This window comes from Paenibacillus gallinarum (genome assembly GCF_014836635.1).
In the GTDB taxonomy this organism is placed as follows: domain Bacteria; phylum Bacillota; class Bacilli; order Paenibacillales; family Paenibacillaceae; genus Paenibacillus; species Paenibacillus gallinarum.
The window spans coordinates 222,678-236,570 of record NZ_JACSQL010000005.1; the positions used below are offsets into that span (position 1 = coordinate 222,678).

A 13,893-nucleotide genomic window follows, 5' to 3' on the forward strand; every position below is an offset into this window, starting at 1 on the left:
TCCCCACTATTCACTTCGGGTGCATTTTGAAGATAAGGAACAGATCATTGTAATGAGCGAGCATTCGTTTGCCAAGGTTATCATAAACCTCGAGCTTTTCCGTCAATTCCTCATTCGGATAGAAACGTTCATCACTTGAAATTTCTTCGGGAAGAAGTTTCAGCGCCTCAGCATTAGGTGTCGAGTAACCAACATACTCTGCATTGCGCGCAGCATGCTCTGGATCTAACATGAAATTGATAAATTGATGTGCACCTTCTATATTGCTCGCTGTCTTAGGAATGACCATGTTATCAAACCACAGATTCGAGCCTTCTTCCGGTACCACAAAATCGAGCTTCTCATTCTCATCCATAATCTCCGAAGCATCACCCGACCAAACTAGACCAACCGCACCTTCTTCGCCTGCTAGCAGCATCTTAATCTCATCTCCGACGATCGCTTTTACGTTAGGTGTCAGCTTAGACAACTTCGTGAGTGCTTCTTGTAGATGCTCTTCGTTCGTATCATTTAGAGAGTAATGAAGACTGTTCAGGCCCATCCCGATGACTTCACGAGCTCCGTCCACAAGCAGAATTTGATTCTTCAGACTCGGGTCCCACAGATCGTCCCAACTCTCAAATGTAAGATCAGTTAATTCTGGATTATATACAATCCCTACTGTTCCCCAGAAATAAGGAATCGAATACTTGTTACCTTCATCGAAAGAAAGGTTCATGAACCTGCTATCGATATTTTTAAGGTTCGGGAGCTTCGAATGATCGAGAGGAATCAGCAGATCCTCCTCTTTCATTTTGCTAATTGCATATTCCGAAGGGATCACGACATCATAAGTCGTTCCTCCTTGCTGAATTTTGGTCATCATCGCCTCGTTGGAGTCAAACGTCTGATAAACAACCTTCATCCCACTTTCTTCTTCAAACTCGGCGATCAGCTCCGGATCAATGTAATCTCCCCAGTTATAAATGGTAAGTGTGTTACCGCCAGAATATCCTGCACTAGAGTTCAGTACCGAGGTAAAATACATGAGGCCAAAAGCCACGATCAGCACAAGACTAAATGTCTGTACCAGTTGCTTCATGGTCTCAGCCCCTTTCCTTGAAGCTTATTATTGCGTGTATTAATGAAGTAGTATCCTACTACCAAGATAATGGTCAGTAAGAACAACAGCGTCGATAACGCATTAATGGACAGTGATACCCCTTGTCTTGCTCTCGAGTAGATCTCTATCGATAGCGTTGAGAATCCATTCCCGGTAACAAAGAAAGTAACCGCGAAATCATCCAGTGAATAGGTCAGGGCCATAAAGAAACCAGCAAAAATACCAGGCTTCACAAAAGGTAAAATAACTTTGGTAAGCACCTGCCAACTCGATGCCCCCAGGTCACGTGCAGCATCAATAAGTGTAGGACTCATCTCTTGCAGCTTAGGCAGTACCATGATCACGACAATCGGTACACTAAACGCAATATGTGATAAGAGCACCGAGCTAAATCCTAACTGGATCCCCAGCATCGTGAAGAAGATGAGGAATGAAGCACCGATAACTACATCAGGACTTACAATGAGTACATTATTTAGAGACAACAGCGTATTTTTAGTGCGCTTCCGGCGTACTTGATGAATAGCTAGTGCACCTGCCACCCCCAAGATCGTGGAAGCTACCGCAGATAAAAGCGCGATAACAAAGGTATTGAGCACAATGATCAGCAGCCGCGTATCCGCGAATACTTCCTCGTACCACTCCAGGGTAAAGCCTTCAAAGTTCTGCATCGTTCCGCCACTGTTGAATGAATAGTAGATCAAATAAAAGATCGGCATGTACAGGATGGCAAAAACAATAAACAGATATACATTTGACAGCTTACTATTTCTTCCCATGAGGTACACCCCGCTTTCCACGTCCGCTAATAAACATGATGGCAATCATTATGATGATGAGGAAGACGGCGATCGTTGCTCCCATTCCCCAATCTTGTGTTACTAAGAAATGCTGTTCAATTGCGGTACCGAGGGTGATTACCCGGTTTCCGGCAATAAGTCTTGTAATCATAAACAGCGATAAAGCTGGAATAAATACAGCCTGTATCCCTGAACGTACTCCGCTTAATGTCAGCGGAAAAATAACACGCCGGAATGTTGTCCATGAAGAAGCCCCCAGATCTCGAGCTGCATAGATAAGGGAAGGATTCAGCTCTTCAAGCGCATTAAAGATCGGCAGAATCATAAATGGTATAAAGATATATACGGATACGAAAACAAAGCTAAAATCCGTAAATAGAATCTGCTGCGTACCGATTCCAATCGTTTCGAGTATTGCGTTGGCAAATCCGTACGTGCCAAACAGACCAATAAATGCATATGCCTTGAGCAAGAGATTAATCCAACTCGGCAAAATAACGAGTAACAACCATAACTGTTTATGTTTCGTTTTCGTAAGTAAATAAGCTGTTGGATACGAAATGAGCAATGCAAACACAGTAATCAACAGCGCATACCAGAATGAGCTGAGTGTCATTTTCAGATATACAGGTGTAAAGAATTTTACGTAATTCTCAAACGTAAATTGACCTTCTACATTGAAGAAGGAGTAATACACAATTAACAGAATCGGAGCAACGACGAAGAAAATGATCCAAAACATGTAGGGGATCAGGTAGAAGTTGCGGTTTTTTAAACTACGATTCATGATTTACCCCTTGAACCTTAGCCTCCGAAATCTTCTCCGCATCCTCAAGGTTAGATTCATATGATTCCAGTCGCTTATCAAATTCTTCTTCCGTCTCACCAAAGCGCATAACATGAATAGCTTCTGGATCAAAATAAAGACCGATTCTTTCACCTACTGTAGCGCGCTTTGTAGAATGTACAAGCCATTCGTTGCCCATATCATCATAACTTGAGATTTCATAGTGCACGCCGCGGAATAGCTGGGAGTCTACTCTCACCTGAAGTTTTCCTCGCTCAGGTGTTGTGATCTCCAAATCCTCTGGGCGAATTACAATCTCAATCGGTTCGTCAGGTCTAAGCCCTTGGTCAACACACTCATATGTCTTCCCTGCAAACTCAACTAAGAAATCTTGTTTCATCTTGCCTGCAACAATGTTGGATTCTCCGATAAAATCAGCTACAAATCGGTTAATCGGTTCATCGTAAATATCAAGCGGTGTTCCACTTTGCTGAATGACGCCTTCATTAAGTACGAAGATTTCATCTGACATAGCAAGTGCTTCTTCCTGGTCATGAGTTACAAAAATAAAGGTAATGCCCAGACGTTGCTGAAGTTCACGAAGCTCATATTGCATTTCTGTACGCAATTTGAGGTCAAGCGCAGACAAAGGCTCGTCCAGCAGAATGATCTCTGGTTCATTAACGATCGCTCTAGCAATCGCTACCCGCTGACGTTGACCGCCAGACATTTCAGTAATCTCCCGGTTCCCATACCCAGCCAGGTTGACGAAACGAAGAGCGTTTTCCACCTTTTCCTTGACCTCTGCATTTTTCATCTTCTTGATTCGCAGACCAAATGCCACGTTCTCAAATACATTCAGATGTGGAAATAATGCATAGTCCTGAAATACGGTGTTTACCTGACGTTCATGTGCAGGAACACGGTTAATAATTTTGCCATTAAAATAAATATTTCCTTCGGAAGGCTCCGTAAAGCCTGCAATCAGCCGAAGGATCGTAGTTTTGCCACATCCAGATGGACCCAGCAGCGTATAAAATTTACCGCGTTCGATTTCAAAGCTGACCGATTTAAGGATGGGATCATCCTCATCATATCGTTTCGTCACGCTTTCGAACCGGATAATGGAGTCTTGGTTTATCATATGATAGAAAAACCTCCTTTTTCAGGGGATTACCTTGCGCCTTCTAGTTCATTTAAGCATATTAATGCATATCCGTTCGGGCACATGTCGCAACTTATTATATAGAAATCATCTAATTGCGCAACCCATTTTTTCATCATTCTATGAAGTTTACTTCTTTCTTCGATATTTTATCCCAAGCTTATTGCTAAAATTGAGACGGCTATCCAAAAAACGGAATAAAAAGCGGGTTTATAAACTTCAAAATTTGTCTTTACTCCTGCAAAAAAGCATCTCCTAAGGTTTATTGAACCTCCGAGATGCCCTCGTCCCTGCTCTATATATTATTGTACCATTTCATATTCACTTAGCCTACGATTCTATGAATTTACCAAAAAACAATAAAATATTCTATCCATGAAATGGACATTTAGCAATTACGGGATTCTTTTCTTTCTTCTGACCGAGCATTTCTTCCAAAACTTTTTCATCCCCATTGTTCGTATAAGGTGCTGGTTGATGAAAGAAATTTGGCTTCTTCACTTGATTAGAATATGACTTATGAAAAATATGTGTTGTTGCCGGTGACATCGGCGGAATAAGCCAGGTCCAGTTGCCAGTCACTTCTCTTCCGGCCTCTGCTTCCTTCTCTTCGAACTTTGCCAATTGATTCGCTGCTGTGTGATGGTCCACCATACTTACGCCATTCTTTCGATAAGAATGAAGTACCGCTACATTCAGCTCCACGAGTGCCTTATCCCGCCACAAACTTGCTTCACTCGTGGTTTCAAGCCCCATAACCTTTGCCACAGCAGGAAGCTGATTATACCGAAAAGGGTCCGCTAGATTTCTAGCTCCGATCTCCGTTCCCATATACCATCCATTAAAAGGAGCTGCCGGATACTGAATTCCCCCGATCTCTAGTCTCATATCCGAAATCATAGGCACCGCATACCATCTCAGGCCAAGCAATTCCATCTCAGGATAATCAGGATGCTCTATCTTCACTTCCATAACAAGATCTTCCGGAATCGGTACATACACAGGCTTATGGCCTGCTATTTCTATGACGAGCGGAAGCACATCATAATTGGTCCCTTTCCCTTTCCAGCCAAGCTTCATCACTTGTTTGGTGAAGGCGACGGAAGCCGGGTCTCCCACCATGCCGCTGCTCGTTTCATACCCGGCATAACGAATGAGCTGATGGTTCCAAATGCGGACTGGATCGACTCCTTCTGGCGTTCTTGGGGCAAAAAGAGTAAGCAGAGGAATGACTTTTCCGTGATTGGTAGCTGTACGGATATGCTGAAATAAACACTCCGCAACTTCCTCTGCGTTCCTTACATCTCTCGCATCTACAAGCCGTATGGATTGCCACGATAGTCGCCCTATACAACGGTTACTGTTGCGCCAAGCCAGCTTGATCCCGTACTCCAGCTCCTGCAGGGTATGTCTATACGTCCCTGAATCTTCAATTTCCCGCTGAATGTCAAGAAGCCGGGCTTCTGCCGCTTCACGGCGAAGACCCAGCTCCTCATAACAAGTGTATATAAATGTGCTTGCTTCTTCCCAAATATAGTTTGTATTTGTCATACCGATAATCTCCTCATGTCTACACGTCATACCAGAGAATTCGTCCCAATCTCAGCAGGACTAATGGAATAGTCTCATTATACGGTTCCAGTTCATACAAAACCATCTTTTGGGTCATATGTTCACTTTATATTCACCTAATCGCAAGAAAGGTAATTATTTGCCAAGGAAAGCATTAAGCATCCAAATATGTTTTTGCAGAGTTTCTTGGTTGCCAATCATAATATCAGCCGTGCTGTCATCGCCAATTTCTTCTGCTGCTTCTTTACCTTCTTCAAGTACTTCAACCATAGTAGTGAAGTCTTCAACCAAAGCTTGAACCATTTGTTCTGCTGTTTTGCTGTCAGTTGCTTCTTGAATTGGAGAAAGACTCAGATGTTCTTTCAGTGTAGCAACCGGAGAACCGCCAATAGCAAGCAAGCGTTCTGCTACAACATCCATATGTCCCGTTACTTCATTATAGAATTCTTCGAATTTCTCGTGCAGGGTGAAGAAGTGAGTTCCTTTTACATACCAGTGGAAGTTATGAAGTTTCGTGTATAGTACAGACCACCCAGCAATTTGTCGATTTAATGCATCATGCAGTTTTTGTACACCTTGTGATTGGTTTGTTTGATTGGTTTGAGTTGTCATCGTTAGATCTCCTTTTATTTTAAATGTAAGTGAAAAACAATTCTGGTATTGTGATACTTGTCATAGACTTTTAATTTAGACTTAATCTAAATCCTAATATTATTATAGCATGGTTTTTTGAAAAGGGAAGCTAACTCCTCACATTTACTTAATGAAGATTTGATGAACAGTAACAACAGCGAATTTCTTTCACTGACAAGGATAGAATGCCCCAACTAGATATAAAAAAACATGGAAGAGATATCAGGGAATCACCTGATATCTCTTCCATGTCTTAAATTCACACCTTTTGTAGTGCAGCTACGGAAAGCAAGGTATCTGCAATTTCTTGATAATTATGAACTGTAAAATGCGGGCGATGGTCAGATTCGGCTACAGCGTTCCGGTGATTGAACCAAAGTACGGTCCAGCCTGCTTTTATCGCTCCAACCACATCATTCCGCCATGAGTCGCCTATATAGTAACTGTGCTCAGGAGAAGTTTTTGTGATGGTATTTACATGCTCAAACAGTCTGACATCAGGTTTGGCATAACCAACTCCGCCGGATACAAAGATCATATTCTCCGGAATGTGACGTTCCACTTGGAGTGCCTTCAGCTTCTTCTGTTGGTGTTCCGCTGGTCCATTCGTAATTAGACCTACCCTTATTCCTGAATGGGTCAGTGTCTCGATCAGTTCCATAGCACCAGGGAAGGGCTGGATCTGAAACTGTCTATTTACATAAGCCGTCTGGGCAGCTTCTGCTTCTATTTCATCGAGGAAAATCCCGAATTCTGCCAAAGCCAGCATAAAGCGGCGTCTGCGCATATCAGCTAACGCCTCTTCTTCAGGTACAGCAGATAAATTCTTTTCTTCCGATAACAAATCGCTATAATAACGGAAACGGTTATAAATATCTTCATAAGGCATATCGTCCGCTAAACCTAGAGCTTCCTGCAAGGCTTCACGAAGTGGTGTTAAATGATCATAGAGTGTGTCATCGACATCAAAAAACACTGCTTTTTGTACGTTCTCAGCCAAAAGGTTTCCTCCTCTTACTACATCTCAGTTAACACATAAATGCCGTGTGGATTGTTTATATAAGAGCTCTCTTCTTGAAAAAAACCTTTCTGATGATGATATTGATACGTGGTCCCATACAATTTGAACTCACTTAACTTATCTTCCGTTCCTTCACTTGCATTCATCATAAGGTACAGAAACTGGGACATTACCTGCAAGGAGGCATCCGGATCTGTTTCTTTGCTTAGAGCAACATCAGGCAAACCAAACATTTGCATCCCGCAAGAGTAAAAATAATATTCATCCTGCATATAACTGATCATCGTATTCAGCAATTGATCAAGCCGCGCTTCTTCACCAATCATACTCCACTCTTCCGGAGTAAATGCTTTATCAGAATTCTCGATTTTGACAGCAACTCCCCCGGATGCCAGCAGCATCTGTACAGGAGCAATCATACGCTGGACCGCTTCGGCAGAACCCATATAGCCAGACAGATAAACGACCTTTGTATGCTTTTCTACCTTCTGCATCGTCTTGTCCGAGAAATCACCTTTAGAGGATAAATAAAAAGCTTCCGCGAGTGTTGGATCCTGCTCTTCAATCCTTATTTCAAAAGCACGGTTCCGCTTCGTATCCAGCAAAAGCCCACTGGTAAGAGAATATTCGCCGCGACTCTTTTTTGTTAACTTTCGTATCAATTTTTCTTCATCTTTCCACTGTCCTGGAATACATAGGACGAGCTTATCATTCATCTGTAAATCCCTTCTTCCTCGCCTAACCTTACTATATAAACAAACCACTGCCCTTCTTCTAAGCGCTCAGCAGCAACTTGAATGAACGGCAGTGGTTGATATTGCAAAGGTTTTTCTTTATAATCCCTTGCTTCTATAGATGGAGCTTAATATCTTTTTGGCGCTGCTTTTTTGGCTAACTCTGTGAGATAAGAGAAAAATGCATCCGGGTCGGTATCATAGACAAGATTAACTGGCTTTCCAGCTGGATCTAAAATGGTGCGCCCCTGGCTTGGTCCATCTGGAATCACGCTGCACTGCACAACTTTGCGCTTCACAAGCTCTTCCCGTCCTAGCGCTGCTGTGGTGAGGACATCCCACAAATAATAGGTTGAATTAGTCTCGCTGTATACAAGCGGAGGTACTCCCGAATAACAGTTACCAAGGAAGTCTACGCCTTCATAGCAGCGTTCTTTGGCCCACCGATTACGAACTGCTGGCGTGAGCGGTACTTTGTTCGTACTTTCAAGCGCAACAAGGTCAATCTCAATCCCTGTCTGCCAAACTTGGTAAGCTGCTTCAGGATCCCAATATACATTCCATTCTGCCGTTCCATCGTGCTCTGGTTCCTGGACGTTCCCTTTTTCAAAGGTTCCTCCCATCCATACCAGCTTCTCAATCTTCTCTTCAATCTCTGGTGCTTCTTCCAGAGCTCGGGACAGGTCTGTGAGTGGTCCGGTGAATACGAGAATTGTTTTTTCTTCCGTTTTGCGTATGGTCTCAATAAGATGCTTATGTGCAGGTAATTCAGACAATGGAGCTTCCATCGTTCCGGATTCATTCAATATAGGAAGTGCATCAACATAAAAAGAATGGATGCGCCAATCGCTAGGAAACGGATTTTTACCACGAGAATTAGATTTCGATACTTCGACCTGATAAGTGCTGAAACGATCGATAATTTTACGACTTGCATCCGTGGCTGGTTCCAGATAACCATCTGCCGGAATAATAGACACCCCTGTCACTTCCACGTCATCCATCTGCAGAAGCATAAACAGTGATACGAGATCATCTACCCCGCCGTCATGATTAAAATATACTTTTCTCTTTGTCATGTGTGAAAAATCCCCCTGCTAGTCTTATCTATTTGGTGTGAAACCTTACCTCATATGTTCTCATCTTAAGTCTTAACAAAGTGCAAATGCAACCATTCCTCCTCTGAAAATCAACAGGAAATAGAAAAAAGAGGTATGTCAGCAAATTCAATATCTGCTAACACACCCCTTCATATCGTTATTATCCAATATTAATGGAAGGTTTGAACTTGTTCTTCTTTAGCGGCAACTTTTCTTTTACCTGGCCAAAAAGCAACTTCTCCAAGCACCATGGTAATTGAAGGTACAAGGAAAGGTCTCACAATAAACGTATCAAGTAAAACTCCAATCGCTGTAATAATACCAAACTGAACAAGTACTTGAATCGGTAAAGTAGCAAGTACGGCAAAGGTACCGGCAAGGATGAGTCCAGCGGAGGTAATGACAGAACTGGTCTCTCCTACCCCTTCTTTAATCGCTTGTTTCAGCGGCATCGTTTTACTCTTCTGCCAAATGCTCGAGATCATAAAGATATTATAATCTTCACCTAATGCTACTAGGAACACAAAGGAGTATAGCGGAATTGCTCCTTGAATTGCATCTGCACCGAGTCCGTAATGAATAATGAGCCAACCAAGACCGAGTGCCGAGAAATACGACAAGATTACGGTAGCAACCAAATATACCATCGCCACCAAAGAACGCAGGTAAAGCAGCAACAGCAAGCTGATCAGACCCACAACGACCGGAATAATGAGTCTTGAATCATGTTTTCCGGCAAGTTCCGTATCATACTGTGTAGCTGTTTGACCGCTAATCCACACTTTATCACCGGAAGCATCCACACCTGCACTCTCAAGAGCAGTCTCTGCTTCAGAACGAAGATCTGGAATATGGTGCATTGCTTCGATGGAATATGGATTCATGGCAAGTTCCACCTGATAAGCAAGAATATCGCTATTTACAGATCCTTCTTCAGGCTCCGAAACGATACTTACATAATCTAGTGCTTCCAGACGCGATTTCACATCCGTATCTTTACCTTCCGTGTCCAGCATAAGCTGTACAGGGGCAAGCTCTCCTTCGGAGAATTGTTCCCCAATGACCGTAAATCCTTCTCTGGATGGAACATCTTCAGGGAAAGAAGATAATAGATCATACGTGTATTTAATTTGAGGTGAAAAGGAAGCTAAAATTCCGAGCACCACAATCGTGGATACGATGACAGTCCAAGGACGCTTCGTCACCACATTACCGATCCAGCTTTCTTTTTTCTTACGTGGAGCCGGTACCGGCTTCCCTTTTTTACGGGCACGCTCTGCCTGCATCTCCGCTGTTCTTGGTACAAACGGATAGAAGGATGCACGGCCGAAGATGGCCAGAAATGCAGGAACCAACGTAAGGCTCGCAATAAACATTATAAGAATGGATAAACTAAATGGAACAGCAAAGCGCTCATAAGCTCCATATTCAGCAAGCAGAAGGGCGAAAAGTGAAATAACCACGGTAAATCCACTCATCGCGATTGCGCCCGAAGAACTTGTAATCGCCTGGAATAATGCTTTGCGTTTATCTTCTTCATTCCATAAAATCTGACGGAATTTAGAAATCATAAATAGACAATAATCAGTACCTGCTCCAAAAAGCAGAACCGTCATAATTGAAATGGACTGTGAATCAACGGTAATGACTCCTTGTTTTGCTAGAAATCCTAAGATGGGACTTGTCACAATGTACGCAAATCCAACGGCTACAATAGGAATAACAGCAAGCAGTGGTGAGCGATAAATAAGAAGCAAGAAGATAAGTACAAGCAGCACAGTGCCGATGAGAAGCGATACGTCCGCATTCTCAAACAATCCGGTCGCATCTACCGAGATACCGGCAGGACCTGTTACACGAGCACTAAGCTCATCTCCACTATCTATTTCAGCATCAAATGGATTCGTTCCAAATATAGAAGTCATACTGGACTTGATTCCATCAAGGCCTTGCCCTAGTTCTTCGGCATCCGCCTCGTCTTCAAAAAACACAGGCAGCACTAGTGTGCTTCCATCTTCAGACAACTGTGCAGACAGCGCCGGCGGCGGTAATTTATGTAGAGGGATAACAGCTGTTTGATGAGGAACAGGGTTCTCCTCCAGCTGAAGAGTTAGTTCTTGCAGCTTCGTCAGATCTTCTGTACCAAGTCCTGACTCTTTATGAATAACGATCAAAGCAGGTATTCCTGAATCATTCGGAAACTCCCGATCTGCTACCATTTGCGCAATTACGGAAGGTTCATTCTCTTTCAGATTGGCTGCATTGTTATTTTCCTGTTCACCAACAGCAGGCCAAATGAGGTTTAAAACAACGGCCAAGATGACCCACACCAGAACGGTGATCCATTTCGTCTTTTTACCAGCAACCCATTTTCCATATCCACCGGGTTCTTTTTCTTGCATTGTTCCAGTCACATCCTTCATTTTTTTAATGTTTTTATTGAAATGAACCGCAGGTCATAATACAATCTAGAAGTAATTATATATACCGGTAGGTTAATTATCAACAACTATTTTTGAAATTGGCGATGGATTCACTTATACTGCTCATCAGGAGGAATCATGATGACTAAACAACCACCTCGTTCACCCGGACGTCCTAAACAAACTTCGGATGAAACGTCCACCTATGATGTGATTCTAGGAACAGCCTCAAGGCTGTTTATGGAGAACGGTTATGAACCCGTGTCTCTGCAGCAGATTGCGAAGCTATGTAATGTTACAAAAGCCTCCATATACTATCACTTCACCAGTAAGCCAGAACTGTTCAAGATTGCTGTCACCAGTATGCTACGGCGCGGTTACGAACAAACACACAACTGTTTGATGAAAGCAGATTCTTTGAAAGAAGGCCTTCTCTTTATTGCGGAAGCCAAAATTGCTACACCTCATGCGGAAATGGAAACGATCCTTCGCGAAGCAGAAACTTTTCTCAGCCATGAACAGATCCAAGAGATTAGAGATGGCGAGCGTGCCATTCATCAGCTTTTAGCGGATCATTTTGAGCGTGAATTCCAATCAGGAGTTATTAGACAGAAGAATCCCCTCCTACTTGCTCAGGCTTTTTCCGCCCTGCTCATGCTAGGTAATCGTGAGGATATTACGAGTAAATATGCCGGTCCGAGAGAGCTTGCAGAAGAACTAGTTGAATTATTCTGGCAAGGTGCAGGTTCTTAAAAGTATCTAGACTTTTTTCAAGTTTCATTTAAAAAGGCCCGTAAGGGCTTTTTTTTATATATAAGATCACTACATCTCTATATGGCATCCGGACCGCCCACTAAAAAAGTCAGCTTATGATCAAGAACGGAGATTTGCACAGGGGTACTAAGATACACCTCTCCATCTGTATCTGCCTGTTTCTCTTCATCGGTTCGAAGCTTGATATTCCGGGCTTTGTAGTAGAGTATACTGTCATTCTTCGGCTGCCACTCTCCTTCTGGTTTACGTGCTAACAATTCCTTTAGAAGCGGCAATCCCGTCTGGCGAATAATTAGAACATCAAACTGGCCATCCATCAGTGCATCTTGGGCAAAAGGAAGTGCACTCGATCCAAGCGATCGGCCGTTTGCGATATAAATCATCACTGCTTCATCTTGAATCAGCTTGCCATCAGCCTCCATCTCAAAAGCAAAGGGTACTGCTGAGCGGATCGTTTGCAGTGTACTAATAAAGTAACTTAGCTTGCCCAGTGAATTTTTTAAGTTTGAATCGATATTTACAGATGTATCCGTAATGAGACCTACCCCAAAAAAGTTAGTGAATACTCGCCCGTTAGCAAACCCCAGATCAATATCGATGATTCTTCCTTCAAGCATCATACGAGCAGACTGCGTAACGTCCACCGGCATTCCAAGTGATCTCACAAAGTCATTACATGTTCCGCCTGGCAGCACTCCTACAACCGGCGGATGATCCAGCTGTGTTAACCCGTTGATGCATTCGTGGACCGTGCCGTCCCCGCCTAAAATAAATACCACATCTACCTCACCTCCCCGTTCGAGACATATCTTCTCACCGTCTCCAGGGCCAGAAGTCTGAATGATATCTAGCTCCTTGATGGCAGGTGCGAGCACAGCTACAGCAGAACTGACCAAACTTCCTGCAGCAGATCCTGCTGCATCATTATGTATAAGCAGCGCTTTTGTGATCTTCATGACTCAACCCTCCTACTTCTCTTATCGTACTTACTCTTTCTTTACCCGCTGTACACAGGCCGTTAACAATTGCATGACATCATTCTAGAACCAAATTATCCCAAAATTTATTGATGAGAGGTGTTATCTATCACCTTCGTTCAGGGTAATAACATAAAAAACTACATCTTTAACCAAGGAGGCAATCTCTATGATTCCTGCAACACATAAAGAACTGGAAGAAATCAGGACACAATGTCGGTCCATGGTAAAGACGCGGGCATTCGCCTCTGGAAGCACTTCACTCATTCCGATCCCGGGAACCGATGTCGTTGCCGACGTAGGGATTTTAATGCAGCTGCTTCCTGCTATTAATGAAAAATTCGGATTAGCTAAAGAAGATGTAGAGGGGATGGATGCAGAGACCAAAGCGGCCTTTTATGGACTCGTTCTATCTATGGGTAGTGCGGTGATCGGAAGACTCGTTACCCGAGAAGTGGTCATTAAATTGCTCCAAAAAGTTGGGGTCCGAATGGCAGCGAAACAAGCGACACGATTTGTTCCTTTTGCAGGTCAAGCTTTGTCTGCCGTACTTAGTTTCTCAGCAATGCGCTATATCGGTAACAAACATGTAGAAGACTGTTACCAAGTTGCATTGAAGCTTCTGGAAGAACGCCGAGCGAAAGCACATGAACTACCGAAAGATTCTGAAATTCTCAGCAGAATAACGGAATCCGTCCCTATCGACAGTAAAGCTCATTCTGAGAATGAATCAGCAGATACGACACCTAAGGAATAACCGAGTTCATCATGAAAAGATAAAAAAACACCAATCTCTTCTTTCAGA

General features: G+C 43.1%; 13 protein-coding genes. 2 read left to right on the forward strand and 11 right to left on the reverse strand.

Features of this window, described 5'->3' with window-relative positions; genetic code table 11:
• Window positions 1–10: 10 nt before the first annotated feature.
• The 10 genes from H9647_RS13455 to H9647_RS13500 all read right to left on the reverse strand — a co-directional run bounded on the left by H9647_RS13455 (window position 11) and on the right by H9647_RS13500 (window position 11,316).
• Complete coding sequence (locus tag H9647_RS13455; protein ID WP_191800715.1) at window positions 11–1,081, reverse strand: ABC transporter substrate-binding protein; 1,071 nt, start codon at window positions 1,079–1,081, stop codon at window positions 11–13.
• The gene (locus H9647_RS13460; protein WP_191800717.1) at window positions 1,078–1,881 is read right to left on the reverse strand and encodes an ABC transporter permease; all 804 of its coding nucleotides are present in this window, start codon (window positions 1,879–1,881) and stop codon (window positions 1,078–1,080) included. Before H9647_RS13460 ends, H9647_RS13455 begins: the two co-directional genes overlap by 4 nt.
• Window positions 1,868–2,689 (reverse strand): ABC transporter permease, encoded by an 822-nt coding sequence (locus tag H9647_RS13465; RefSeq protein ID WP_160032636.1) that lies wholly within the window; start codon window positions 2,687–2,689, stop codon window positions 1,868–1,870. Before H9647_RS13465 ends, H9647_RS13460 begins: the two co-directional genes overlap by 14 nt.
• Complete coding sequence (locus H9647_RS13470) at window positions 2,679–3,833, reverse strand: ABC transporter ATP-binding protein (protein ID WP_225229276.1); 1,155 nt, start codon at window positions 3,831–3,833, stop codon at window positions 2,679–2,681. The genes H9647_RS13465 and H9647_RS13470 overlap by 11 nt, the downstream gene beginning before the upstream one ends.
• A gap of 390 nt (window positions 3,834–4,223) precedes the next feature.
• On the reverse strand, window positions 4,224–5,405 hold the full coding sequence (locus tag H9647_RS13475) for a nitric oxide synthase oxygenase (protein ID WP_191800719.1): 1,182 nt from the start codon (window positions 5,403–5,405) through the stop codon (window positions 4,224–4,226).
• A gap of 156 nt (window positions 5,406–5,561) precedes the next feature.
• A complete protein-coding gene (locus H9647_RS13480; RefSeq protein WP_191800721.1) occupies window positions 5,562–6,038 on the reverse strand; it encodes a Dps family protein in 477 nt (158 codons plus the stop codon).
• 280 nt (window positions 6,039–6,318) lie between these two features.
• On the reverse strand, window positions 6,319–7,059 hold the full coding sequence (locus H9647_RS13485) for an HAD family hydrolase (RefSeq protein WP_191800723.1): 741 nt from the start codon (window positions 7,057–7,059) through the stop codon (window positions 6,319–6,321).
• Window positions 7,060–7,076: 17 nt separating this feature from the next.
• Window positions 7,077–7,796 (reverse strand): hypothetical protein, encoded by a 720-nt coding sequence (locus H9647_RS13490; RefSeq protein ID WP_191800725.1) that lies wholly within the window; start codon window positions 7,794–7,796, stop codon window positions 7,077–7,079.
• Between the two features lie 146 nt (window positions 7,797–7,942).
• Window positions 7,943–8,893 carry a nucleoside hydrolase gene (locus tag H9647_RS13495; RefSeq protein ID WP_191800727.1) on the reverse strand — a complete coding sequence of 317 codons (951 nt, stop codon included), beginning with the start codon at window positions 8,891–8,893 and terminating at the stop codon, window positions 7,943–7,945.
• Between the two features lie 191 nt (window positions 8,894–9,084).
• A complete protein-coding gene (locus tag H9647_RS13500) occupies window positions 9,085–11,316 on the reverse strand; it encodes an MMPL family transporter (protein ID WP_191800729.1) in 2,232 nt (743 codons plus the stop codon).
• A 162-nt stretch (window positions 11,317–11,478) separates the two neighbouring features.
• Between H9647_RS13500 and H9647_RS13505 the strand changes: the two genes are divergently transcribed.
• Window positions 11,479–12,090, forward strand: a complete 612-nt coding sequence (locus tag H9647_RS13505; RefSeq protein ID WP_191800731.1) for a TetR/AcrR family transcriptional regulator — start codon at window positions 11,479–11,481, stop codon at window positions 12,088–12,090.
• Window positions 12,091–12,167: 77 nt separating this feature from the next.
• Here the strand turns inward: H9647_RS13505 and H9647_RS13510 are convergent, their stop codons facing one another.
• Window positions 12,168–13,067: a diacylglycerol/lipid kinase family protein gene (locus tag H9647_RS13510; protein ID WP_191800733.1), complete on the reverse strand. Its 900-nt coding sequence runs from the start codon at window positions 13,065–13,067 to the stop codon at window positions 12,168–12,170.
• 190 nt (window positions 13,068–13,257) lie between these two features.
• On the opposite strand from H9647_RS13510, the gene H9647_RS13515 reads away from it, so the two are divergent.
• On the forward strand, window positions 13,258–13,845 hold the full coding sequence (locus H9647_RS13515) for a hypothetical protein (RefSeq protein ID WP_191800734.1): 588 nt from the start codon (window positions 13,258–13,260) through the stop codon (window positions 13,843–13,845).
• Window positions 13,846–13,893: the final 48 nt, after the last annotated feature.

Excerpts from the sequence above, each read along its gene's own strand:
- H9647_RS13455 (WP_191800715.1), bottom strand. The coding sequence starts at position 1,081 with ATGAAGCAACTGGTACAGACATTTAGTCTTGTGCTGATCGTGGCTTTT.
- H9647_RS13460 (WP_191800717.1), bottom strand. The coding sequence starts at position 1,881 with ATGGGAAGAAATAGTAAGCTGTCAAATGTATATCTGTTTATTGTTTTT.
- H9647_RS13465 (WP_160032636.1), bottom strand. The coding sequence starts at position 2,689 with ATGAATCGTAGTTTAAAAAACCGCAACTTCTACCTGATCCCCTACATG.
- H9647_RS13470 (WP_225229276.1), bottom strand. The coding sequence starts at position 3,833 with ATGATAAACCAAGACTCCATTATCCGGTTCGAAAGCGTGACGAAACGA.
- H9647_RS13475 (WP_191800719.1), bottom strand. The coding sequence starts at position 5,405 with ATGACAAATACAAACTATATTTGGGAAGAAGCAAGCACATTTATATAC.
- H9647_RS13480 (WP_191800721.1), bottom strand. The coding sequence starts at position 6,038 with ATGACAACTCAAACCAATCAAACAAACCAATCACAAGGTGTACAAAAA.
- H9647_RS13490 (WP_191800725.1), bottom strand. The coding sequence starts at position 7,796 with ATGAATGATAAGCTCGTCCTATGTATTCCAGGACAGTGGAAAGATGAA.
- H9647_RS13495 (WP_191800727.1), bottom strand. The coding sequence starts at position 8,893 with ATGACAAAGAGAAAAGTATATTTTAATCATGACGGCGGGGTAGATGAT.
- H9647_RS13500 (WP_191800729.1), bottom strand. The coding sequence starts at position 11,316 with ATGCAAGAAAAAGAACCCGGTGGATATGGAAAATGGGTTGCTGGTAAA.
- H9647_RS13505 (WP_191800731.1), top strand. The coding sequence starts at position 11,479 with ATGACTAAACAACCACCTCGTTCACCCGGACGTCCTAAACAAACTTCG.
- H9647_RS13510 (WP_191800733.1), bottom strand. The coding sequence starts at position 13,067 with ATGAAGATCACAAAAGCGCTGCTTATACATAATGATGCAGCAGGATCT.
- H9647_RS13515 (WP_191800734.1), top strand. The coding sequence starts at position 13,258 with ATGATTCCTGCAACACATAAAGAACTGGAAGAAATCAGGACACAATGT.